The organism is Microbacterium sp. Y547 (assembly GCF_057669785.1).
The window spans coordinates 1-21,804 of sequence record NZ_JBYHFN010000008.1 but is presented as its reverse complement, the minus strand read 5'-3'; the positions used below and the strand labels follow the sequence as shown (position 1 = coordinate 21,804).

At 67.7% G+C, this 21,804-nt stretch carries 18 protein-coding genes and 3 tRNA genes; 10 read left to right on the top strand and 11 right to left on the bottom strand.

The annotated features are described in order from the left end of the window. The first annotated feature begins 145 nt into the window (after positions 1–145). The 4 genes from AC25Y0_RS12385 (at position 146) to AC25Y0_RS12370 (ending at position 4,972) form a co-directional block, all read left to right on the top strand. Complete coding sequence (locus AC25Y0_RS12385) at positions 146–1,129, top strand: sugar-binding transcriptional regulator (protein ID WP_488124070.1); 984 nt, start codon at positions 146–148, stop codon at positions 1,127–1,129. A gap of 170 nt (positions 1,130–1,299) precedes the next feature. Further along, the gene (locus AC25Y0_RS12380; protein ID WP_488124069.1) at positions 1,300–2,307 is read left to right on the top strand and encodes a substrate-binding domain-containing protein; all 1,008 of its coding nucleotides are present in this window, start codon (positions 1,300–1,302) and stop codon (positions 2,305–2,307) included. A gap of 65 nt (positions 2,308–2,372) precedes the next feature. Further along, entirely contained in the window at positions 2,373–3,893 is a 1,521-nt protein-coding gene (locus AC25Y0_RS12375; protein ID WP_488124068.1) for a sugar ABC transporter ATP-binding protein, read from the top strand. Positions 3,894–3,922: 29 nt separating this feature from the next. Further along, entirely contained in the window at positions 3,923–4,972 is a 1,050-nt protein-coding gene (locus tag AC25Y0_RS12370; RefSeq protein ID WP_488134734.1) for an ABC transporter permease, read from the top strand. A 91-nt stretch (positions 4,973–5,063) separates the two neighbouring features. On the opposite strand, the gene AC25Y0_RS12365 is transcribed toward AC25Y0_RS12370, so the two are convergent. The 10 genes from AC25Y0_RS12365 to tilS all read right to left on the bottom strand — a co-directional run bounded on the left by AC25Y0_RS12365 (position 5,064) and on the right by tilS (position 14,764). Then, positions 5,064–5,951, bottom strand: a complete 888-nt coding sequence (locus AC25Y0_RS12365; RefSeq protein WP_488124066.1) for a lipoyl protein ligase domain-containing protein — start codon at positions 5,949–5,951, stop codon at positions 5,064–5,066. Next, a complete protein-coding gene (locus tag AC25Y0_RS12360; RefSeq protein ID WP_488124065.1) occupies positions 5,867–6,589 on the bottom strand; it encodes a 2-oxo acid dehydrogenase subunit E2 in 723 nt (240 codons plus the stop codon). The genes AC25Y0_RS12365 and AC25Y0_RS12360 overlap by 85 nt, the downstream gene beginning before the upstream one ends. Further along, the gene (locus AC25Y0_RS12355; RefSeq protein WP_488124064.1) at positions 6,532–7,410 is read right to left on the bottom strand and encodes a class II fructose-bisphosphate aldolase; all 879 of its coding nucleotides are present in this window, start codon (positions 7,408–7,410) and stop codon (positions 6,532–6,534) included. The genes AC25Y0_RS12360 and AC25Y0_RS12355 overlap by 58 nt, the downstream gene beginning before the upstream one ends. Positions 7,411–7,458: 48 nt before the next feature. Next, positions 7,459–7,701, bottom strand: coding sequence for a lipoyl domain-containing protein (locus AC25Y0_RS12350; RefSeq protein WP_488124063.1), 243 nt, complete (start codon positions 7,699–7,701; stop codon positions 7,459–7,461). Between the two features lie 26 nt (positions 7,702–7,727). Then, positions 7,728–8,750 carry an alpha-ketoacid dehydrogenase subunit beta gene (locus tag AC25Y0_RS12345; protein ID WP_488124062.1) on the bottom strand — a complete coding sequence of 341 codons (1,023 nt, stop codon included), beginning with the start codon at positions 8,748–8,750 and terminating at the stop codon, positions 7,728–7,730. Beyond that, positions 8,747–9,730 (bottom strand): thiamine pyrophosphate-dependent dehydrogenase E1 component subunit alpha, encoded by a 984-nt coding sequence (locus AC25Y0_RS12340; RefSeq protein WP_488124061.1) that lies wholly within the window; start codon positions 9,728–9,730, stop codon positions 8,747–8,749. Before AC25Y0_RS12340 ends, AC25Y0_RS12345 begins: the two co-directional genes overlap by 4 nt. 52 nt (positions 9,731–9,782) lie before the next feature. Next, a complete protein-coding gene (locus AC25Y0_RS12335) occupies positions 9,783–10,637 on the bottom strand; it encodes an HAD-IIA family hydrolase (RefSeq protein WP_488124060.1) in 855 nt (284 codons plus the stop codon). Continuing rightward, complete coding sequence (locus tag AC25Y0_RS12330) at positions 10,630–12,129, bottom strand: xylulokinase (RefSeq protein ID WP_488134733.1); 1,500 nt, start codon at positions 12,127–12,129, stop codon at positions 10,630–10,632. Before AC25Y0_RS12330 ends, AC25Y0_RS12335 begins: the two co-directional genes overlap by 8 nt. After that, positions 12,126–13,577 (bottom strand): iron-containing alcohol dehydrogenase, encoded by a 1,452-nt coding sequence (locus AC25Y0_RS12325; RefSeq protein ID WP_488134732.1) that lies wholly within the window; start codon positions 13,575–13,577, stop codon positions 12,126–12,128. Before AC25Y0_RS12325 ends, AC25Y0_RS12330 begins: the two co-directional genes overlap by 4 nt. 188 nt (positions 13,578–13,765) lie before the next feature. Continuing rightward, positions 13,766–14,764, bottom strand: coding sequence for a tRNA lysidine(34) synthetase TilS (gene tilS / locus AC25Y0_RS12320; RefSeq protein WP_488134731.1), 999 nt, complete (start codon positions 14,762–14,764; stop codon positions 13,766–13,768). A gap of 138 nt (positions 14,765–14,902) precedes the next feature. Here tilS and AC25Y0_RS12315 point away from each other — a divergent pair, with 138 nt between their 5' ends. Then, the gene (locus tag AC25Y0_RS12315) at positions 14,903–15,436 is read left to right on the top strand and encodes an inorganic diphosphatase (RefSeq protein WP_488124056.1); all 534 of its coding nucleotides are present in this window, start codon (positions 14,903–14,905) and stop codon (positions 15,434–15,436) included. Between the two features lie 94 nt (positions 15,437–15,530). On the opposite strand, the gene AC25Y0_RS12310 is transcribed toward AC25Y0_RS12315, so the two are convergent. Further along, positions 15,531–16,883: a M23 family metallopeptidase gene (locus tag AC25Y0_RS12310; protein WP_488134730.1), complete on the bottom strand. Its 1,353-nt coding sequence runs from the start codon at positions 16,881–16,883 to the stop codon at positions 15,531–15,533. 223 nt (positions 16,884–17,106) lie between these two features. Here AC25Y0_RS12310 and AC25Y0_RS12305 point away from each other — a divergent pair. The 5 genes from AC25Y0_RS12305 to AC25Y0_RS12285 all read left to right on the top strand — a co-directional run bounded on the left by AC25Y0_RS12305 (position 17,107) and on the right by AC25Y0_RS12285 (position 21,743). Then, positions 17,107–17,179, top strand: a tRNA-Glu gene (locus tag AC25Y0_RS12305). A 28-nt stretch (positions 17,180–17,207) separates the two neighbouring features. Continuing rightward, positions 17,208–17,281: transfer RNA gene (locus tag AC25Y0_RS12300), tRNA-Asp, on the top strand. A 69-nt stretch (positions 17,282–17,350) separates the two neighbouring features. Next, positions 17,351–17,423 (top strand) — tRNA-Phe (locus tag AC25Y0_RS12295). Between the two features lie 583 nt (positions 17,424–18,006). Further along, positions 18,007–21,498, top strand: coding sequence for an RHS repeat domain-containing protein (locus AC25Y0_RS12290; RefSeq protein WP_488134729.1), 3,492 nt, complete (start codon positions 18,007–18,009; stop codon positions 21,496–21,498). A 14-nt stretch (positions 21,499–21,512) separates the two neighbouring features. Continuing rightward, positions 21,513–21,743 carry a hypothetical protein gene (locus tag AC25Y0_RS12285; protein ID WP_488134728.1) on the top strand — a complete coding sequence of 77 codons (231 nt, stop codon included), beginning with the start codon at positions 21,513–21,515 and terminating at the stop codon, positions 21,741–21,743. The last annotated feature ends 61 nt before the right edge of the window (positions 21,744–21,804 follow it).

Here is a 21,804-nt window from a genome sequence, read left to right as displayed (position 1 = left end):
TTCAGTCGTTGACTGAATGGCCTTCCGCTAGTGTAGCGCGAGAACCGCCGAGGGGAATGGGACAAGCTGATCCTGGGACGCCTGGGGCCCTGGCCCAGTCTGACAGAATGACTCAAATCCCAGGCGGAGACAGGAAAGGCAATCGATGCCCCAGGACCGCAACGACCCCGACGCCCAGCGCATGATGACGAAGGTCTCGCACCTCTATCACACGCGCGGGATGGTGCAGACAGAGATCGCGCGCACGTTGGGCCTCTCGCAGGCGAGGGTCTCGCGGCTGCTCTCTTCCGCAGAGGATGCCGGCATCGTGCGCACGATCGTGGTTCCGCCCCCCGGGCTCAACGCGGATCTCGAGCAGCGCCTCGAGCAGGACTTCGGACTGCTCGAGGCCCACGTCGTCGATGCGATCGACGAGTCCGAGCGCGAACGCACCGACCACGTCGGCCGCGCACTCGCCCCGATCTTCCAGGTCGCTCCGATCGACGGCAAGACGATCGGCTTCACATCGTGGAGCCGATCGCTGCGCAGTTTCGTCGCCAATCTGCAGCGGTTCCCTCGCGCGAAGGCGCGGGCGGTCGTCGAGCTGCTCGGCGGCGTCGGACAGCCCGCGATCCAGCACGTGGCCACCGTGGCGACCGAGCGATTCGCGAAGCTCACCGACGCCGAGGCGCTGTTCATGCGCGTGCCGGGCGTCGTGCCGACCCCACAGATGCGCGAAGCGATCCTCGCGAACGACCCGCACGCCCGGCGCGCGCTCGAAACGATGTCGCAGCTGGACATCGCCCTCGTCGGCATCGGCAATTGCACGATCGTGCCGCCGCTGGTGGGCGGTGACAACTTCTTCACGCAGGAACAGTTCGACAGGGCGCGATCACTGGGCGCCGTCGGCGAGATCAATCTGCGATTCATGGATGCCGACGGGCGGCCCGTCGCATCCGAACTCGACGAGCTCGTGCTCGGCGTGAGCCTCGAGCAGATTCGCCGCGCCGAGCGTCGCATCGGAGTCTCGGGCGGCGCCGGGAAACACGACGCCGTGCTCGCCGCCGTACGCGGCGGGTGGATCAATGTGCTCGTGACCGACGAAGAGACAGCGCGCTACCTCCTCGAACAAGGCCCATCCTCCGCCTGAGCAACCGCGCCCCCACGTCGACGCAACCGCGTCGGCGCGCCTTCTCGCGCCCGTCGCAGCCGCTTGACACCCGACGGACCGAGGCCTAGCATCACTCCAACGGCATCTCAATTCGATAGTCGCATAGGTATTCAGATGTCACTCCACACAGGTTTCGAGGGAGAAACGCAATGACCAATCACAGCAAGCGCCGCGGGGCTACGCTCCTCGCCGGACTCGCGATCGCCGCACTCGGCATCGCCGGCTGCAGCACGACCGACTCCGGTGGCGGCGCGGACGGCGGGCCGAGCGATTCGAAGGTGATCGGCGTCTCGGTCGCCGACCAGAAGTCGCTGTTCTACATCGCAGCGGTTGATGGCATGAAGGCCGCGGCTGAGGAAGCGGGCTACGAACTCATCGTCGAGTCCGCCGACAATGACGCCAGCCGCCAGGTCAACCAGGTGCAGAACCTGCTTACGCAGCAGGTCGGCGTGCTCATCTACACCCCGCAGGACGCCACGGCGGCCGCCGCCGGTGTGCGCCTCGCGAACGACGCCGGCGTGCCGGTCGTCGCGGTGGACCAGAAGCCCGAGACCGACGACGCCGAGATCCGCACCTTCATCGCGACGGACAGCGTCAAGGCCGCATACGAGGTCTGCACCTGGATGTTCGAACAGATCGGCAACGAGGGCGACATCGCCGTGCTGCAGGGGCCGCTCGGCTCGACCGCGGAGCTCCAGCGCTCCGAGGGATGCCAGCAGGCGATCGACGAGAACCCGGGCATCAACGACGTGCAGTGGGAGAGCGCCAACTGGGATGAGAGCCAGGCGTTCGACGCCTCGCAGAACATCCTGACGGCGCACCCGAACCTCAAGGCGATCTTCGGCGAGAGCGACGCTATGGCGATGGGCGCGGCCAAGGCCGCCCAGCAGGCGGGCCGCGACGGCATGTTCTTCGTCGGCATCGACGGCTTCCCGACCATGTTCGACGCCATCTCGGACGGCCTCACCCACGCCACCATGGCGCAGCAGCCCTACATGATGGGCCAGCTCGCGGTCGAGAACGCCATCGCGCTCCTCGAGGGTGAAGGCGACGACATCCCGGCCGAGCAGTATCAGGACGCCGTGCTCGTGAACAAGGCGAACGTCGCCGAGAACGACCCGACGAAGTTCTACGGCCCGAACGTCGGCACTCGCTGACCCGACGCCCCTGATGGGTGGTGCGGCCCCGCGCCGCACCACCCTCATCCGGAAGGAGCCATGCCATGGCTGAACGCGCAGCATCCGCCGCGACTGGCCTCGTCTGCACGGGTCTGACGAAGCGCTACGGCGGCGTCACCGTCGTGAAGGACATCGACATCACCCTGACGCCGGGGTCGGTGCTCGGTCTCGTCGGCGAGAACGGCGCGGGCAAGTCGACGACCTCGGGCATGATCGCCGGTCTCGTCCAGCCCGACGGCGGCACGATGACGATCGACGGTGAACGGTATGCACCGGGTTCACCCGGCGATGCGCTCCGCTCCGGCGTCGTGCTCATTCACCAGGAGATTCGGATGGTGCCCGAACTCTCCGTTGCCGAGAACATCTTCATCGGACGCCTGCCGCGCAAGCGCGGAGGGATCGACCGCAACCGCCTCAATGCGGAGGCCCGCGCCGTGTTGGACCGCCTCGGCTCGCGCATGGACCCGCGCCAGCGCGTCGGCGACCTCTCGATCGCCGCCCAGCAGGAGATCGAGATCGCGCGCGCTCTCAGCCGCGAACCCCGCTACATCATCTTCGACGAGCCCTCCGCCTCACTCGGCAAGTCCGAGACCGCCCGCGTCTTCGACCAGATCGACGCGCTGCGGTCGGCGGGCGCCGGCATCGTCTACATCTCGCACCGCATCGAGGAGATCACGCGCCTCTCCGACGCGATCCTCTGCCTGCGCGACGGCCACGAAGCGGCTCGGTGGGATACCGGCGACGTGCCGCGGGATGACATCGTTCGCGCCATGGTCGGCCGCGACTTCACCTACGGCCACGACACACCACCCGCGGCGGCCGAGAAGACGATCATCCAGGTCTCCGGGCTCGGTCGCACCGGCGCCTTCGAGGGGATCGATTTCTCCGTCCGCGCGGGCGAGATCCTCGGGATCGCCGGCCTGGTCGGCGCAGGGCGCAGCGAAGTCGTGCGAGCCATCGCCGGCGCCGACCGCGCTGACACGGGTGAGATCCGCATCGACGGCCGTCCGGTGACGATCCGAAATCCCCGTGACGGCATCCGCGCCGGCATCGCCATGGTGCCCGAGGACCGCAAGTCGCAGGGGCTCCTGCTCAGTCGCGACAGCACCGAGAACATGACCCTCCCGTGGCAGAAGGAACTGTCACGGCGCGGCATCGTCACCCACAAGGAGCTCGCCAAGACCTACCGCACGCAGCGCCGTGAGCTCGACATCCGGGGCCAGGCCGATGCCAGTGTCGGCCACCTCTCGGGCGGCAACCAGCAGAAAGTGCTCCTGGCCAAGTGGCTCATCAAGCAGCCCAAGGTCCTCATCCTCGACGAACCGACGCGCGGCGTCGACGTCGGAGCGAAGATGACGATCTACGACGCCATCCGCCGTCTCGCCGATGACGGCGTCGCCATCATCGTGGTGTCCTCCGAGCTCGAAGAGGTCCTCGGCCTCTCGCACCGCGTGCTCGTGATGTCCGGCGGTCGCCAGCAGGGCATCCTCGACCGCGATGCGGCCACTCCCGAAGCCGTCATGCGTCTCGCGCTGCCCCAGCACGCCGAGACCGCCCACCTCTGATCCCGAACTCTTTCCCTGGAGATGAAACGATGAGCGTTTCCGAACCCTCGACCTCGACGAACCCGTCGACTCCGAGTCCCGCGACGGTCGCGCAGCGCACCGTCCCCACGGACGGTGCGTCCGGCGAGGGCCGTGTCCGTCGCATCCTTTCGAAGATCCCCGGTCCGCTCGTCGGGCTCGTCGTGATCTTCATCCTGCTGTCGTTCCTCTCGCCGTACTTCCTCACGTCGCGGAACCTGCTGAACATCCTCACGCAGATCTCGGCGATCGGCGTCATGTCGGTCGGGGCACTGATGGTCATCATCGTCGCCGGCATCGACCTGTCGGTGGGCGCCGTGCTGGCGCTCAGCTCGATGACGATGGCCTACCTGTACAGCTACTCGGGCCTGCCCTTCGAGCTCGCGCTTGTGCTGGGGCTGGCCACTGGCGCCGGCATCGGGCTGCTCAACGGCATCCTCATCACCTACGGCAGGTTGCAGCCCTTCATCGCGACTCTGGCGACGATGTCGGCCGCGACGGGACTCGCCGTGTTCATCACGGGCGGCAACACCGTCAACGGCTTCCCCGAGTGGTTCACGGCCCTCACGCGCATGAGCGTCCTGGGCGTGCCGATCCAGGGCATCATCCTGGTGGGTGTCTTCCTCATCGCGGCCTTCTGGCTGCGCTTCCGCCCCGGTGGGCGCGCGCTCTACGCGATCGGCGGCAACGAGGAAGTCGCCCGCCTGTCAGGCATTCCCGTCCGCCGCATGAAGCTGCTCGTCTATACGATTGCGGGGCTTCTCGCCGCTGTCGCCGGCCTGCTCGTCACGTCGCGCCTGGACTCGGCCCAGCCGACGGCCGGTGCCGCCGATCTGCTGAACGTCATCGCGGTCGTCGTGATCGGCGGCGCGAGTCTCGCGGGCGGCACGGGCTCGGTGCTCGGCACGTTCGTGGGTCTGCTCATCATCGGCGTACTGAACAACGGGATGTCACTTCTCGGCGTCTCACCGAACCTGCAGCCCGTCGTCCTCGGTGCCGTCATCGTCGCGGCCGTCATGACCGACCGCCAGTCCTCGAAGGCGCAGAGCGGCGGCAGGTAGCACTCGACGCAGAAAGAGGAGGTCCTGCCGACGGACGGCGGGACCTCCTCTTTCTGGTGGGCTCTCGTAGCGCCCGAGTCCCTACCCGGGCTCAGCCACCACGCAGGACGTCATCAAGCGTGCGGTGGACGACGTGTGGGCCCGCGAAGCGCGCGCACAGCGCCTCTTCGACGGCGGCATCCGTCATGTCGATCTCGTCGGCGAGCGAGCCGAGCGTATCCGGGTTCCAGTCGAGCTCGAGGAGCGCGTTCACCCGCGTCAGAACTGTGCGCGCGGCGGAGGTGACCCGCAAAGGCACACTCGCGCTGTAGAGGCGCACGCCACGGGCGACACGTTGCGCCGTGCCGACGAGCTTGACCTGACCGCGCGCGTTGACGCTGTAATCACCGGGGCAGTACTCCCCCGGCACGGCGCCGAAACGCGCGTCGACCCCCCACTCCCGCAGCAGCGCGACGAACTCCTCGCCGTGGTCCATGAAGACGTCGCGGTTGTCGAGCCGCTGCGGCTCCAGGGTCACGATATCGAGCACGACCCAGTCCGGGTCGAGCGCGACGGCGCGCCCCCCGGCGGGGCGGATGATCGGCTCGTATCCGGCCTCGCGCGCGGCCTTCTCGGCGGCGGCGAAGCTCGGGTGCAGGCTCTCCCTGCGACTGAAGGCGAGGGTCGGCGCGGGCCGGAAGACACGCACGACCCGGTCGGGAGCACGATGCTCGGCGAGGGCGTACAGCAGGTCGAGCGACGAGAGAACATCGGCGCCGGCGCCCCGCTCACCCGGAACCGGGACGGAGCGGACGACGGCGGTGGCGGAATGCTGCGTGTCGATGCCACGAGCATAGGGTGCAGTCCCCCTCTCGAGGAGACTGCACCCTGATGCGTCGGATGCCGTGTCGCGGCTCAGGAGAGCGGCTCCTCGAGCGCGGTCTTGAACGCCGCGAGAAAGCGCGCGCCCGTGGCTCCGTCGATGGCGCGGTGATCGCACGTGAGCGTGTACTCGGCGATCGGCGCCCAGACGCCCTCTCCGTCGCGCTGCACGAAGCGCTGCACCGTCGCCCCGACGGCGAGGATCGCCGCTTGCGGCACGTTGAGAATCGCGTCGAAGCGCGTGACGCCCATCATCCCGAGGTTCGAGACGGTGAAGGTGCCGCCCGTGATGTCGTCACGGGTCAGGGCTCCGTCACGGGCGCGGGTCACAACGTCGGCGCGGACCCGCGCGATCGACGCGAGATCGTCACGGGAGACGTCGTGCACGACGGGCACGACGAGCCCCTTGGGAGTGTCGACCGCAACACCGATGTTCGCCTTCGAGAAGCGCACGACGGCGTCCTCGGCGACGTGCACGTTGAGGTCGGGCACCTCGGCGAGCGCTCGGGCCACGGCACGCAGGATCGCGTCGGTGACGTTGGCGGTCGGCTCTGCGGCGCGCACGCGCAGTGCGGCGGTCATGTCGACCTCGGCCGTGACGTGGAAGACCGGGGCTGCCCAGGCCTGCACCATTCGGCGCGCAGCCGTGCGGCGAAGCCCCTTGAGCGGCTCGACGACGCCTTCTTCGACGGCCTCGCTCACGCCGGCACCGCTGCGTCCGCCGAGGCCGCGGTCGCGGATGCCCGACCCGCGCATCCGTACTCCTGCATCTTCTGCACGGTTGCCTCGATCATGCGGTCACGGCCGACGGCCATGGCTTCCTCGAACTGACGGTCGCCCTGCGACCATGTCTCTTCGATGCCGGCGCGGAACGCGTGCCGCAGGTCGGTGTCGGCGTTGAACTTGTGCACGCCTGCCTCGGTAGCCGCGCGCAGCTGGTCGACGGGGACCCCCGAGGCACCGTGCAGCACGAGCGGGATGCCGGTGACATGGCGGATCGCGCGGATCCGGTCGATGTCGAGCGGCTGCGGTTCGATTCCGGTCACGCCGTGCATGACGCCGGCTGAGATCGCGAGCAGGTCCACACCTGTTTCGGCGACGAAGCGCTCCGCTTCTTCGACACTCGTGTAGTAGTCCTCCCAGCGGATGTCGTCAGCGGCATCCGGGATGCGGCCGAGCTCGGCCTCTACCGGAATGCCAAAGGCGTGGGCGACGCGGACGACCTCTGCCGTGACGCGGATGTTCTCCTCGAAGTCGAGGTGCGCGCCGTCGAACATGATCGAGTCGAACCCGAGCCGGATCGCCTCGAACACCTCGTCGTAGGTGCCGTGGTCGAGATGGATGGGCGCCTGCAGGCCGGATGCGTCCAGCTCGCGGCGCGTCATCTCATAGGCCGCGCGCAGACCCATGTGCGGCACGATCGCCCGACCGACCTGCAGGAACACCGGCGCCTGGGCAGCCTGAGCCGCGCGGATCAGCGCCTGCGTCGTCTCGGGGTTGTGCATGTTGAACGCGCCGACGGCGTAGCCGCCTTCCTGCGCGGCGGTGATCAGACCTAGAGGATCGACTCGAGCCATGATGCTTTTCTCCTTCTGGGCTTCTTCGCCCATCCACACTCGTGCGGGTCAGTCCGTCTCGATGATCGCGACGATGCTGCGCACCTCGACGGAGTCGCCCTCGTCGACCAGGATCTCGGTCAGCGTGCCGGTCGCGGGCGCCTCGAGGGTCTCTTCGACCTTCTCTGCCTCGACCTCGGCCAAGGGCTCGTCTTCGGTGACCCGGTCCCCGACCTTCTTGTGCCACTCGATGATCGAGCCTTCGCTCATTCCCATGCCCCACTGCGGGAGCAGGACTTCTACTCGTGCCATCGTTCTCTCCTTGGTTCTGCGTCGAATCAGGCGCCCGCTGCGGCGGGAGCCGTCAGGCCGGTCACGCGACGTACAGCGGCGGCGATTCCGTCCTTGTTGGGGTACATCTGCTTCTCCAGCGAAGGGCTGAAGGGGATCTGCATGTCGGGAGCCGTGAGGCGCACGATCGGCGCGGTGAGCGCGTCGAAGACCTCTTCCGAGGCGATCGCGCTGATCTCGGCGGCCGCACCGCACGTGCGGTGCGCGGGCTCGGCGATCACCAGTCGGCCGGTCTTGGCGACCGAGCGAAGGATGGCGTCACGGTCCAGCGGGACGAGCGTGCGAGGGTCGATGACCTCTGCCGACACGCCCTCGGCGGCGAGCTCTTCGGCAGCGGCGAGGGCTTCAGGCACGGAGCTGGAGATCGCGACGATCGTCACGTCGGTTCCCTCACGGGCCGTGCGAGCGACACCGAACGGAATCTGGAACTCCTCGTCGGGCACTTCTTCCTTGCTGCCCCACAGGAGGCACGCTTCGAAGGTGAGGACGGGGTCGTCCATGTCGATCGCGGCGCGCAGGAGGCCCTTCGCGTCGGTCGGGCTGGACGGCACCATGATCTTCAGGCCCGGGACGTTCATGAACATCGGGTAGGGACGGTCGGAGTGGTGGGCGCCGGTGTTCAGGCCGTAGAACATCGCCGAGCGGAACACCGCGGGCATCGAGGCCTGACCGCCGAACATGTAGCGGTTCTTGGCGACCTGATTCACGAGCTGGTCCATCGCCATGTAGAGAAAGCTCGAATACGACAGGTCGACGATCGGGCGCAGGCCCGTCATCGCGGCACCGGCAGCCGCCCCGACGATGCCTTCTTCAGAGATGGGGGTGTTGCGGATGCGGTTCGACCCGTACATCTGCACGAAGTCACCCGTCTCACGACGCGCCTTCCCGCCACCGGTCGTGCCGTACACGTTGGCCTCGACGTCTTCGCCGATGATGATGACGCGCTCGTCGGCATCCATCGCCTCGCGCTGGGCGGCGCCGATCGCGCCGAGGAAGCTCATGACGCTCATGCTGAGTACTCCGTATCCGTGTAGAGGTCTTCGAAGGCGACAGAAGGATCGGGGAAGGGGCTCTCTTCAGAGAAGCGGACCGCCTCGTCGACCTCGGCGAGGACCTCGGCCTCCAGGGCATCCATCGCCTCGGTGGAGTGACCGTTCGCGACGAGGTGCTCGCGGAAGAGCACGAGCGGGTCTTTCTGGAGCCATGCCTCGCGCTCGTCGGCGGGACGATAGTCGGTGCCCAGTCGCAGCCCCTCGGAGTGCTCGTTGTAGCGGTAGGTGACGACCTCGACGAGGGTGGGCCCTCCACCACTGCGCGCGCGCTCGACGGCGCTCGCGACGGCCGCATAGACCGCGAGCACGTCCTGGCCCTCTTCGACCCGGACACCGGGCATCCCGAAGCCGGCGGCGCGGTCGGCGATGACGCCGCTCGTGACGGTGTGCGCCGGGGTCGACAGTGCGTACTGGTTGTTCTCGCACAGGAAGATCACGGGGAGCTTCCACACGCCCGACATGTTCATCGATTCGTAGAGCACACCCTGATTGGCGGCACCGTCACCGAAGAAGGCGAGCGCGACCGAGTCGCGGCCCAGCACCTGCGACGACAGCGCAGCGCCCATCGCGATCGGGATGGAGGAGCCGACGATGCCAGACTCGCCCAGGCTGCCGACCGAGAAGTCGGCGAGGTGCAGCGAACCGCCCTTGCCCTTGCAGACGCCCGTGGCCTTGCCCTGGAGCTCGGCCATGAGCGGTCCGAGCGGAGAGCCCTTGCCGATGGGGTGGCCGTGACTGCGGTGGTTGCCCGTCATGTAGTCGCCGTCGCGCAGCGCCATCGTCGCGCCGACGACCTGGGCTTCCTGACCGATCGACGTGTGCACGGTGCCGGGGATGTGCCCACGCTTGACCATCTTGGATGCGCGCTCGTCGAACGCGCGGATGCGCAGCATCCTGCGCTGCATCTCGAGCAGGAACTCGTCGGACAAACCGTCCATCGGTCGACCCTCTCCGTCGTGGGAATAACTATTCCGCGTGTGTATGAGTATTCTATGTGGCGTGCCCTGGCCGTGCAAGCGCCCCGGCAGGTACAAGGTCATCGATGCGGTCGAGGATGAAGTCCGGCCGCAAGCGGGGCTCGCAGCGCTGGACATCGGCAAGCTGCGAGTCGCCGGTCAGGACGAGAGCCGTGCTGATGCCGGCGTTGATTCCCATCCGCACATCGGTCTCGAGGCGGTCGCCGACCATGACGACGCGCCCGACGTCAGGGCCGAGAAGCCCCAGGACGGACTCGATCATGATGCGGTCGGGTTTGCCCATGTTGGCCGAGCAGCGCACCCCGGTGGTCGCCTCCAGAGCGGCGATGATGCCGGCGGCATCGGGTTCTCCTCGCCCACCCGGAAAAGGACAGTACCGATCCGGGTTGGTCGTGATGAGGATTGCTCGCCCGTGCTGCCACAGCGCATCGAAAGCGATCTGCAGCTTGCTGTAGTCGAATGCGCGGTCGTAGCTCGCGATCACGATGTCGATCTCGGCGGGATCGTCGCTCATCGCGATCCCGGCCGCGGCGAGCGCCCGCACGAGGGGCGCTTCGGCGATGGGGTAGACGACGGCCTTCGGATGCTGCGCCTTCAACCACGCGACGGTGCTGACGATGGTATTGACGATCTCCTCGTGCGACACCGCGATGCCGAGGCGCGTGAGCTTGTCGAGGTACATCTGCGGATCGCGCGTCGGATTGTTCGAGAGGAACACGCGCCGAGCCCCGCGGTCTCGCAGCCCGTCGAGCAGCTCCCGAGCGCCCGGAAGCAGCTCATCGCCGAGATAGACCGTCCCGTCCAGGTCGAAGAGGTAGGCGTCGAACCAGTCGTCGGGGCGCCGGCGCCGCACGTCTGCGTCAGACATCGGCCACCTCCGCAATGGCCGGGAACAGGGGGCGAACGGCGGGATAGACCTCGCGATACACCCCGTAGAGCGCGTCGTATCGCCGGACCGCGGCGGGATCGGGTTCGTACCGACGCCCACGCCGCGTCATCGTCGCCGCGGCATCCGCCACATTTGCGTGAAGCCCCGCGCCCGCGGCCGCGAGGATGCCCGCACCGAGCGCCGTCGCCTCATCGTGACCGGCGAGCACGAGCGGCCGACCGAGCACGTCCGCGAAGATCTGGCACCACAGCGGACTGCGCGCGCCTCCGCCCATCGCGACGAACTCGCGTACGCGCTCGTCGAAGTGCGGTTCGGCGTGCTCGAGACACCAGCGCAGTTCGAACGCGATGCCCTCGAGCACCGCCCGATAGATGTGCGCGCGCGTGTGGACGCCACCGAACCCGATCATGACGCCCCGCGCCCGGTGGTCCCACAGCGGAGTGAGCTGGCCGTTCCAGTACGGCACGACGAACAGACCCTCGGCCCCGGGCGCGATGGCGGCGGCCTGAGTCTGCCAGTACTCCTCGCGCGAAACATCGGCCGGCTCCCCGGCGGCGATCTCATTGAGGAACCACGAGACCAGGAAGGTCCCTGCTCCGACGAAGAGTTCGTTGTTGACGCTCCCGGCCATGGCCCCCGCCATCGAACGATGTGACAGACGGGGCCGATAGGTCGGGCTGAAGATGCCTGCGATGAGTCCGGTTCCAAGATTGAGATAGGCATCTCCGGGTGCGGTGACGCCCGCACCGAGGCCCGCGGATTGGCCGTCCCCGGAACCGGCGACCACGAGGACGGATGCAGCGAGCCCGAGCTCGTCGGCAGCGGCGGCGGTCAGCGTGCCGATGGGGGTGCCCGGCGCCACGAGATCGGCGAGGTGGTCCGTGGTGAGACCCACGAGGTCGAGCACCTCGGGCGCATACTCGCCCGCGGCGAAGTCCATGAGCCCGAGCGGATCCGCGCTCGCGGTCGAGGTCACCCACAGCCCTGTGAGGCGATGCACGAGATAGCCATGCACCTCGACGACCTTCGCCGTGCGGGCGAGCGCGTCCGGCTCGTTCTCGGCGAGCCACAGCAGTTTGTAGAGCGCGGGCGTCGGGTTGGGCGGTTTGCCCGTGAGCGCGTGGATGCGTTCGGAGCCGAAGCGATCGACCTGCGCGCCAGCGCGGGCATCGAGCCACAGCATTGCAGGACGCAGCGCCTCGCCGTCCGCGTCGACGCACGCGAAGCTCTCGCGCTGGTGCGTGACCGCGAGGGCTGCGACGCGGCCGGGGTCGATCTGCGCGAGGCACTCGCGGACGGCCGCGGTCGTGGCACCCCACCAATCACGCGGGTCCTGCTCGCCCCATCCGGGCTGCGGGATAGACAGGGGCAGCTCGCTGCGCCCGCTCGCGATCGCACGGCCCTCGAGGTCCCACGCGATGCACTTCGCGCCCGTCGTCGAGCAGTCGATGGCGAGCACGACGTCGATCACGGCGTTGCTCCCGCGGCCTTCGCGGCGGCGTCTTCGGCGCGGGCGATCACGGCGGCGACGTCGCCCGTGGTCCACCAGCCCGCTTCAGCGAGCAGGTCGATCACGGTCACGCGGTTACGCATGTACAGGCAGTTCGCCACGGCCCAGTGCCATACCTCTGGGGTGACCCAGTCACCGAGGTCCGGCACGCGCAGGGGAGCTTCGGCCGCAGCGAGCGCGGAAGCGAGCGCCTGGCCGTCGGGAAGCATGCCCCCCAGTCGCGACACGAGCGCGTCCGCGTCGGCCAGCAGTCGCAGGGGGGCATCGCCGGCGGCGGCCCAGGCCGTGCGCTTGGCGGAGTAGTCCTTCCAGCACTCTTCGCCGAGCGCCCCGCTCGGGTCGCACACGGCGAAGGCTTCGAGCACGCGTGCGCGTGCGTCGCCCTCGGGCGCTGTGATCTCGCGCCCCGCGCGGATCTGTTCGAGCAGGTGCGCCCAGGCACTCGCGGCCACGACCGAAGCGACACCCACCTGAGCGCCGTGCAGACCCACCTCACGACCGGTCGCGACGGCGTACATGTCGAGCATGTGGCTGACGAGGTGCTCGACTCCGGACAGGCAAGCGGTCGAACCTGCGATGCCCGTGCCGATCCCCCGGATCGCGAGGACCCGCGTGAGCTGCTCAACGGCATGGGGAGCGCCCGAGCCGAGCCCGACGCCCCATTGCGCGGGATCGCCGGCGAATTCCTGCAGCAGATCGCGCGGGGTCGTGTGGAAACTCGTGTCGGTGCCCACCTGCGACGCGAGCCACCAATCCGCCGGAGCGGTGAAGAGCGATTGCACCTCGCCGAAGCCTGCGGAGTTGAGCTCGCGCGGCGCGGTGCGGATGACGGCGGTGTCGGCGAGCACGACCTCGGGCCAGCGGGAGTCGATCGTGCGCTTCGCGCCGGCGCGCAGCACGACAGAGACGTTGTCGGTGTAGCCGTCGACCGACGCCGCCGTCTGGATGATGACCAGGGGGAGGTTGCCGGCCGCCGCTGAAGCGAGCTTGGCGATGTCTGAGATCGTGCCTGAGCCGATCGAGACGATGCCGTGGGCCCCCCGAACCGCGTCGGTCGCCGCGCGCAGCGCGTCGTCGTCGACGTGGAGGTGCCCGGGCGTGCCCAGCACGACCTCGGTCACTTCGAAATCACGCGACAGCTGCTCGATGACACGCGGTTTGAGCAGAGTCTCGCCCGACAGGATGGGCGTGGCATCGACGAGAACGGCGATGACGGTCTCGCCGGACCCGTGCTGCTCGCCGCGCAGCAACTCGCGCATCTCGGCCGTTGCGCGCGCCGATGCGTTGTCTTCGATCACGAGCCGCTTGAGGCCCAGCGGCGTGAGCGCATCGGGCCGTTCGCCTGCTGCGATCGCCGCGCGAACCGCGGTCAGATCAGTGGGATCGTCGATATCCGAGAACGCACTCATGGCCCCTGCTTTCACCTTCGAACTGCGAACCACCGTCCCGCATACTTATTCGACATATGAATGGAGGGTGTATCGGCGAGTGTAGGTCGAGGCTCGCGAGAGTGTCAAGGCGCGCCAGACAGCCCTCGTGCACGCACGAGAGTTGCTCGACCGCGCGCCGCCGCCACCGAGGCGGCGCGCGGTCTCTGTCAGCCTCGGGCGGTGAAGATGACGCGGCTGCCCACGCGGCGGGCCGTGCAACCCGGCAGGTCGAGAGGGCCCTGACCCGTCCATCCGGTCACGAGGCGGGCGACCTCGAGGGTCTGGGCGCGCGTCAGGCTCTCGTGGAACTCACTGGCCACGACGTGCCGGATGATGCGGTGCCGCAGCGCCGCGGGATTGGCGGCGAGCGCCGCGACCGAGACCGCGATGCCGGCCTCAGCGTGTTCGACGATGTCCTCGATCGTCTCGGCGATCATCTCGTCGAACGCTTCGGCATCTTCGCGCAACTGCGCCGCCGTGCGGGCGAGAGCGTCGGCGACGCCAGGTCCGAGCTCTCGCTCGAGCACGGGCAGCACCGTCTCGCGCACCCGCACGCGGGCAAACCGTACGTCGGTGTTGTGCGGGTCACGCCACGGGGTCAGCCCTTCGGCGGCGCACGCCGCCTCGGTCGTCGCACGCGTCACATCGAGCAGGGGGCGCAGCAGCGGGGTTCCCCCGAGGTCGGACGAGGGCGCCATGCCCGACAGGCTCGTGGCGCCCGATCCCCGAGCGAGCCCGAGAAGAACGGTCTCGGCCTGGTCGTCGCGCGTGTGGCCGACGAGGATCGCGGCCGCCCCGAGTTCGAGCGCCGCAGCACCGAGAGCGCCATAGCGCGCGGCGCGCGCCGCCGCCTCGGGACCGCCCTCGTCTCCGACGTCGACGCGCACGATCCGGGTGTCGAGGCCGAGACGCCGGGCCTGACCGGCCGCCGCGGCGGCGACGTCGCCAGATCCGTCCTGCAACCCGTGATCGACGACGACCGCCGTCGCCCGGATGCCCCGAGCCGGGGCGGCGAACGCCGTCGCGGCGGCGAGCGCCAGCGAATCGGCCCCGCCCGACAGCCCCACGACGACGGCAGAATCAGCGGGCACCGCGGCGAGCGCGCCGCGCGCGGCGCGGCGAACCTCGGCGACGGCGGGGTGCAGGCCCGGTCTGTGCTCGGTCACCTCACCACGGTACCGGGGGGGGCCGTGTGCGCGGCTTCGGGCGATCCGGGCCGCGACGGCGCAGCCGCGCCGTCTGCGCGGCCAAGTGCCCGCGACTAGGCTGGTCGCGGACTTTTCCCCGACCCTAGGAGCAGCAGCATGGGCGCGTACGACGCAGTCATCGAGATCCCGCGGGGCAGCCGCGTCAAGTATGAGGTCGACCACGGCACGGGCCGCGTCTTCCTCGACCGCATCCTCTACACGGTGTTCGGATACCCCACGAACTACGGCTTCTTCGAGAACACCCTCGGCGAAGACGGCGACCCGCTCGACGTGCTCGTGCTGCTCGACCGCGACCTGTACCCCGGCATCCTCGCGAGCGTGCGCCCCGTCGCCGTGCTCAAGATGAGCGACGAGGCCGGCGGCGACGACAAGGTCGTCGCCGTGCTCGCCAAGGACCCGCGCTGGGCCCACATCCAAGACGTCGACGACATCGACGAGTGGACCAAGAACGAGATCGCGCACTTCTTCGAGCACTACAAGGACCTCGAGCCCAACAAGTGGGTCAAGGTCGACGACTGGGCAGGCGCCGCCGAGGCCGAGCGTCTCGTGACCGAGGCGTTCCAGCGGTTCGCCGAGCACGAAGGACAGACCAAGACCCAGGGTGGCGGCGTCGCGCCGAACACGCTCTGACGCGCACTCCTGAGTCGACTCGCGCCCTATCCCTGCGCCGCCCCGTGCGCCGCAGGGATAGGGCGCAGTTTCGTTGCGGGTCGTGCGAGGGCGATCAGAGCCAGACGCCGCGGGCCGCCATGAAGTTCTGCGGGTTGACGGTGCCGCCAGGGGTGTAGACCTCGAAGTGCAGGTGGCATCCGAAGGAGCGCCCGGTCATTCCCTCGCGGGCGATGAGCTGTCCTGCGTTGACCCACTGCCCGCGGCCGACCAGCAGTTGCGACGCGTGGGCGTACCCCGTGGCGATGCCGCCACCGTGCTCGATGCGGATGTAGTTGCCGTACCCGCTGTAGACCTGCGACATCGAGACCGTGCCTGCCGCCGCGGCGTAGATCCCCGCTCCGCAGCCTGCTGCCATGTCGGTGCCGAGGTGCCACGTGCTCGCGCAGCCCTGGTGGCCGCACTGGCCGGTGCGAGGTCCGTACCCCGAGGTGAGGCGTCCGCCCGACGGCCGCGCCCACCCGCTTCCGCCGACGGAGCCGCCGCCGCCACCGCCGCCGCCGCCACCACCACCGCCACCGATCGCGGCGGCTTCTTCGCGGGCCTTGCGGTCAGCTTCTTCACGGGCCTTGCGCTCGGCTTCCTTGCGGATCCGCTCGCCTTCTTCGTACTGGGCGACGGTCTTGGCCGTCGTGTCCTTGAGCGCCGCAAGCTGCGCTTCGAGGGTGCCGAGGTACTGCTGCTGCTCAGCGAGCGCGGCGGCAGCGGCGTCGGCCGCCCGCTGCGCGGCAGCCATCTTGTCTTCTGCGATCACCCGCAGCCGGTCGCGCTCCTGGCGCTGGATCTCGGCTCGGTCGGTGATCCCCTGCGCGGCGTCGCGAGCTGTGACCGCCTGCGCGTAGACATCGTTGTTGCGCTCGAGGAGCTTGTCCATCGTGCCGAGCCGTGCCAGAAGGTCATCGGCCGAGGCGGCTGACCCTGCGAAGAAGAGCTCGAGCGCCGTGTCATCTCCGCCGTTGCGGTAGAGCTGGGCTGCGACGCGGCCGGCCTTGTCGGCGGCATCCTTCGCGACACCCGCCTGGGCGTCGGCTTCGGCTTGCAGCTGGTCCGTGCGATAGGCGGCTTCGAGGTACTCCTGCTGTGCGACGAAGTACTCATCGGCGGCCTGCTCGGCGAGCTGATTCTTTCGGGCGACCTCGGTCGTGAGCGACGAGATGAGGCCCTCGATCTTCGCGACCTGTGCCGCCTTGGCCGCTTCACTGGCTTTGGCACGCTGCACTTCGTCCCACGTGGGGTACGAAGCGGCGAATGCGGGGGCGACGAGGGGTCCGCCGAGGCCACCGACGACGGCGGCACCGAGCACACCGAGGCCGAGCGCGGAGCGCCGGCTGAGCGACGGCCAGAGGCTGCGTCGCTCTTTCTCGGAGGGCGCGCAACCGCACTCGTCGTGGGCCTGCTCGGAGTCCACCGCAACCTCCTGCCGAGAGAAACAACCTCGATCACACTAGCAACACCGTTCACAGACGCAACGAGTCCGCCCGCAACTTTCCGCGGCTCAGAACCAGGCAAGTCTCCCCCGTGACACCCCCGCAGAGGCGGCGGCGCGCGCTCGATTGGCACATTGCCGATTCATCTCGTATGCTTGAGCGTCGGTAGGTGAACGGCGGGTCTGAACGGTCCAAGGTTCATTCGGCCCCATCGTTTAGCGGCCTAGGACGCCGCCCTTTCACGGCGGTAGCACGGGTTCGAATCCCGTTGGGGTCACACATACCGCATACAATTCAATACGCATGGCCCTGTAGCGCAGTTGGTTAGCGTGCCGCCCTGTCACGGCGGAGGTCGCGGGTTCAAGTCCCGTCAGGGTCGCTCTGAGCGACGGGCCCTTTCTTATGAGAGGGCCTTTCGTTTCAGGAGTGACATTCTCGGATGCCACTCGGCTCTGTAGCTCAGTTGGTAGAGCGCACGACTGAAAATCGTGAGGTCACGGGATCGACGCCCGTCGGAGCCACTGAAACCCTCGTGTGGCTTCTACACACGGGGGTTTCTTTATCCCCCCGGTCAGGGTGCCTTTTCGCTCACCGCCCGCGGCGAACGCTACGTCCATCTACGGCGGCAACATCCGAATGCAGTCGCGTTTGCGGGCGCCTTGTGCCGGGAATGTGCCGGGAACTCGACGGGTGACGTCCCGCGGAGTGGAAGCTCCTATTGCTGTCAAGCAGTCTCCGGGCCTTCGAGCTGAGCGAGCGCGAGGTTGGCGCGGCGTTCGAGTTCTGGGTCGGCTCGGTGCCGATCTCGAGTCGGCGTAGCCGCTGGTAGGGGACGCCGAGAGTTGCGGCGAGGACGCTGATCGGGGTGCTGATCGCCTGTCGGCGTGCCCGGAGCTCGCGGCCGACTGAGTGGTCGGTGGCGGGGTTGAGCAGGCCGGCGTAGACCTCGTTCGCGATGTGGCGTTTGAGGCAGCGCACACCAACGTCTCCGACGAAGACAACCCCGCCGAATCCTCCACCACTCCAGGGGACGTCACCTTGCATTCTGCTTAGGCCCAATGCGCTTCGGCCGTCCGAAAGAGCGTGCGCCTCATAGAAGCCCCAGTGAGCACGGAGCCGCGATTTGGCATCCTCACCTCAGAATTTGCTGGACGTTCCCTGTGTGCATGTGGTTGGATCACCCAAACGCTCAGGGGAGCTCGATGCCTGTCTCGCCGAGATCGGCTGACCTTGGGTTCGCGACGAGGCGGGGGCTCTCTTGCGCACTTCGAAAGCATTCATCAGCGTGTTCGCAACCATGGCGGTGATGGCCCGCTGTCGATTGCGGCACCTGCCCACGGCGCCAGCACTTCGGCAACGGGCACAGAGCCCCCGCCGGCAGCGTGGACGCCTCCGCCCGTAGGCGAACCGACTGTCCCCGTGTATGAAGAACCGGAACACGACTGGGCTACCGGGAAGGCACTGTTCCAAGCGGCCGCGCGTGCAGAGTTCGGCGGGGAGCAGCGCCGCGGATCCGCCAGCCCGACGGTCGGGGCTCCGGGGCTGGGTGAGATGCCGTGGTTCAGCTTCCACGATCTTGCGCTGTCAGCGGAGAGCAGCGCGCAGGTGAACCTCGCTAACGGCAACCTGCTGGTCAAGGCGCAAGATATCGCGATCGCGGGGCCGGGCTATTCGCTTCGTCACGACCGGTTCTACAACAGCCTCGCCACCGAGTACGGATCACTCGGTCTCGGGTGGGGCTCGAACAACGGCACCTATGACACGGGCCTGATCATCGATGCCGGCGGCGTGACCCACCTCGGACCCAGCGGTGTGGAGCTCTACTTCCCCCGCGTCGGGACGTCGACCAGCTATACGTCACCGGCGGGGTCGAACATGACCCTCACCGAGAACCCGTCCAGCACGGACGCGCGGTATACGATCACCCACAACAGATCGGGCGACCGCCACGAATTCAGTGCCTCCGGGTACCTCACCGCCGCGTACGATCGAAACGGCGTCGGGACGACTTTCTGGGGAATGGATCCGATCCATACCGCGGCGCACGACAGTGGTCGCTCGCTGTACTTCGACTACTTCCAGTTCTTCTACGGCAACACTGTGCGTGATGACGCGAACCGTGAGATCTACTACACCACTGATGGTGCGGCGAGACTGACCGGGGTTACCGCGGTCGACGGGGAAGACACCACCTACGCCTACAACAGCGCGTCCCTGCTGTCGAGCATCGAGCTGCCGAGCGCAGTCGCTGGCGGTTCGACGACTGTCGAGTTTGAATACGACACGTCGGACCGCATCACGAAGGTGTCGCAGGAGCCCGGCATCGAGACGACGTTCGCCTACTCGGCGGGGCAGACGGTCGTAACTGACTCGAATGGGAACGCTGCGACGTATCTGATCGACTCGGAAGGTCGGGTGACGTCGGCGAAGGACGCATTGAACCGGGAACGCACGCAGACGTGGACGGCGAACAGCGACATCCAGTCCACGACGGACGCCCTCGGACTAAACACGACGACGTACACCTACGACGGATCCGGAAACCGCACGAACGCGCAACTGCCGACGGGAGCGGCAGCCGCTGCGGTGTATGCGATCGGGGCAGGGTGCTCCGCGCCGAACACGGGGACCGCGTTCCAGCCGAAGTGCACCACCGATGACGCCGGGAACAGCAAGCAATACGAGTACGACACCGCAGGGAACCTGCTCAAGCAATCCGACACGACAGGGTCGACGGCCGTCGCGGAGCTCGAGCGAACGTACGGGACGTGTGGTGGATTTGCCGGTCAGGTGTGCTCCACCAAAGACGGCAAAGGCAACACCACCGCCTACGCGTACGACACGCACGGAAACCTCACGACCGTCACTCCGCCCAGCCCACTGGGATCCACCAGCTACACGTACGACTCGTTGGGTCGTGTCACGTCCGTCACCGACGGGAACGGCGACACCACCGGCTACACCTATGACGTCCGTGACCGGATCCTGCAGACCACGTTCGACAACGCCCAGACCCTCACCAGCACCTACTACCCGAACGGGCTGGAAGAGACACGGACCGATTCTGCTGGGGGTGTGATCTCGTTTGAGTACGACAACCAGGGCCGCATCCTCGAACAGGCCGGGCCCCGTTCTGGTGTCACCCAGACGTACACGTATGACGAGGTCGGGAACGTCCTCACCTATACCGACAGCGCCGGCACGACAACGTACACGTATGACGTCGCGAACCAGCTGGTGAAGCTGCGTGAACCCGGCGGCAACTGCCCCACCAGCGGGAACCCGGCGTCCAACTCGGGCTGCATCTTGTTCGAGTACGACGACAACGGGGTCGAGACTAAACGAGTCCTGCCGGGTGGGGCGAACACGGTCACCGCCCGCGATGACTCCGGTCGTCCTACGCGCATCACCGCCAAGAACGCGGCGGGGACGACAGCCGTGGACATCGGATACTCCTACAACCCGACCGGCGGCACCGGTGACCGGGTCAACGTGCAAACCCGCACCGCTCACAAAGAAGAAGGCATCACCGCCGGGGCGATCACCAGTTACACGCACGACTCCCGCAACCGGCTCACCCTCGCTCAGGAGAAATCCGGCGCGACCACGACCGCATCCTGGGGTTACGGGTACGACGCTGCCAGCAACCGCACCAGCCAGATCCGCTCCGGATCGACCGGTGCTGCGGCGGGGACGATCACCTACGGGTACAACGCCGCCAACCAGCTCACCTCCGCCACCGGACAGGCCACCATCTGGACCTATGACGCCGCCGGCAACCAGACCCGAAACGGCCTCACTGGCATCAGCAGCACGTATGGAGATCGCGGACAGGTCACCGCGATCGGCGGCACCGACAACGGGTACTTCGGGCTGGGGAACACCGACCGGCTCTCCGCGGGGACGGCAACGTTCAACAGCTCCGCGCTCGGCGTCATGCAACGCACCAGCTCCGGCAGTACCCACAACTACACCCGCACCCCCGACGGACAAGCCATCGGACTGCGCGGCACCGCCGGGCAGTACTACATCCACGACCACCTCGGATCGGTCGTCGGCATCTTCAACGCCACCGGCGGATACACCGGCGGCTACTCCTACAGCCCTTACGGAGAAGCTCGCGCCACCTCCACCAACGCCGCCGTCACCGGCAACAGCCTCAGATACATCGGCGGACACCACGACGGCGACGGCATCTACAAACTCGGCGCCCGCTACTACGACACTAGCCTCGGGCGCTTCACCCAAATGGACCCCAGTGGTCAAGAATCACACCCGTACGCTTATGCCGTCGGAAACCCAATTGGCTACTCAGATCCGAGCGGCTTGTCTGCGCTGACGACGATCATTGACCTTTTTCTCACAGGTGTGCAGGCATATCTTGATGGACGGGACGCTGGCGAGGCTATCTCCGGAGTGCTCACGCCGGCGAGAGCTCAGAATGCTCTCTGGGGAGCAGGGGGAGCAGCACTTTGTTACGGCGGGGCCGCTGTGGCGGGTGCGTTGTCGGCAACCGGCGGAGGAGCGGGCGCTCTCGCCGTAGGCTTAGTCTGCTTCGCGATAGGTGGGTCCATCTCGTTCGCGCTGGGCGGGTAAGGGGCGGATAGCGAATGCCGTCGTTCGTTCACCGATTGATGCGCTTTCTGGCTTTCGTCGTCTTTCCCTGCCTCATTGCCGTAGTGGGTTTATTATTCTTCGTGTTTTTCATGTTCCTCGCGGACCCGGCGCAGTACGGCGAAAACCGCAGGCTGCTGTTGGTCGTGTCCGCACTAATCACGCTTGTTGGTATCGGCACCCTCATCCTGCTCAATGCGCGCGCGCGCAGAGAGGATGCCTCGTGAACGGATTCCAGCCGCGGCCCTGACCGGTCTTACGGGACTGCCCCTACTTTGGTTGACGGGT

Bases quoted from the DNA above. Each gene is read 5' to 3' on its own strand.
- AC25Y0_RS12345 (WP_488124062.1), bottom strand. From the start codon at position 8,750: ATGAGCGTCATGAGCTTCCTCGGCGCGATCGGCGCCGCCCAGCGCGAG.
- AC25Y0_RS12385 (WP_488124070.1), top strand. From the start codon at position 146: ATGCCCCAGGACCGCAACGACCCCGACGCCCAGCGCATGATGACGAAG.
- AC25Y0_RS12380 (WP_488124069.1), top strand. From the start codon at position 1,300: ATGACCAATCACAGCAAGCGCCGCGGGGCTACGCTCCTCGCCGGACTC.
- AC25Y0_RS12340 (WP_488124061.1), bottom strand. From the start codon at position 9,730: ATGGACGGTTTGTCCGACGAGTTCCTGCTCGAGATGCAGCGCAGGATG.
- AC25Y0_RS12325 (WP_488134732.1), bottom strand. From the start codon at position 13,577: ATGAGTGCGTTCTCGGATATCGACGATCCCACTGATCTGACCGCGGTT.
- AC25Y0_RS12350 (WP_488124063.1), bottom strand. From the start codon at position 7,701: ATGGCACGAGTAGAAGTCCTGCTCCCGCAGTGGGGCATGGGAATGAGC.
- AC25Y0_RS12375 (WP_488124068.1), top strand. From the start codon at position 2,373: ATGGCTGAACGCGCAGCATCCGCCGCGACTGGCCTCGTCTGCACGGGT.
- AC25Y0_RS12335 (WP_488124060.1), bottom strand. From the start codon at position 10,637: ATGTCTGACGCAGACGTGCGGCGCCGGCGCCCCGACGACTGGTTCGAC.
- AC25Y0_RS12355 (WP_488124064.1), bottom strand. From the start codon at position 7,410: ATGGCTCGAGTCGATCCTCTAGGTCTGATCACCGCCGCGCAGGAAGGC.
- AC25Y0_RS12315 (WP_488124056.1), top strand. From the start codon at position 14,903: ATGGGCGCGTACGACGCAGTCATCGAGATCCCGCGGGGCAGCCGCGTC.
- AC25Y0_RS12285 (WP_488134728.1), top strand. From the start codon at position 21,513: ATGCCGTCGTTCGTTCACCGATTGATGCGCTTTCTGGCTTTCGTCGTC.
- AC25Y0_RS12360 (WP_488124065.1), bottom strand. From the start codon at position 6,589: ATGCGCGGGTCGGGCATCCGCGACCGCGGCCTCGGCGGACGCAGCGGT.
- AC25Y0_RS12370 (WP_488134734.1), top strand. From the start codon at position 3,923: ATGAGCGTTTCCGAACCCTCGACCTCGACGAACCCGTCGACTCCGAGT.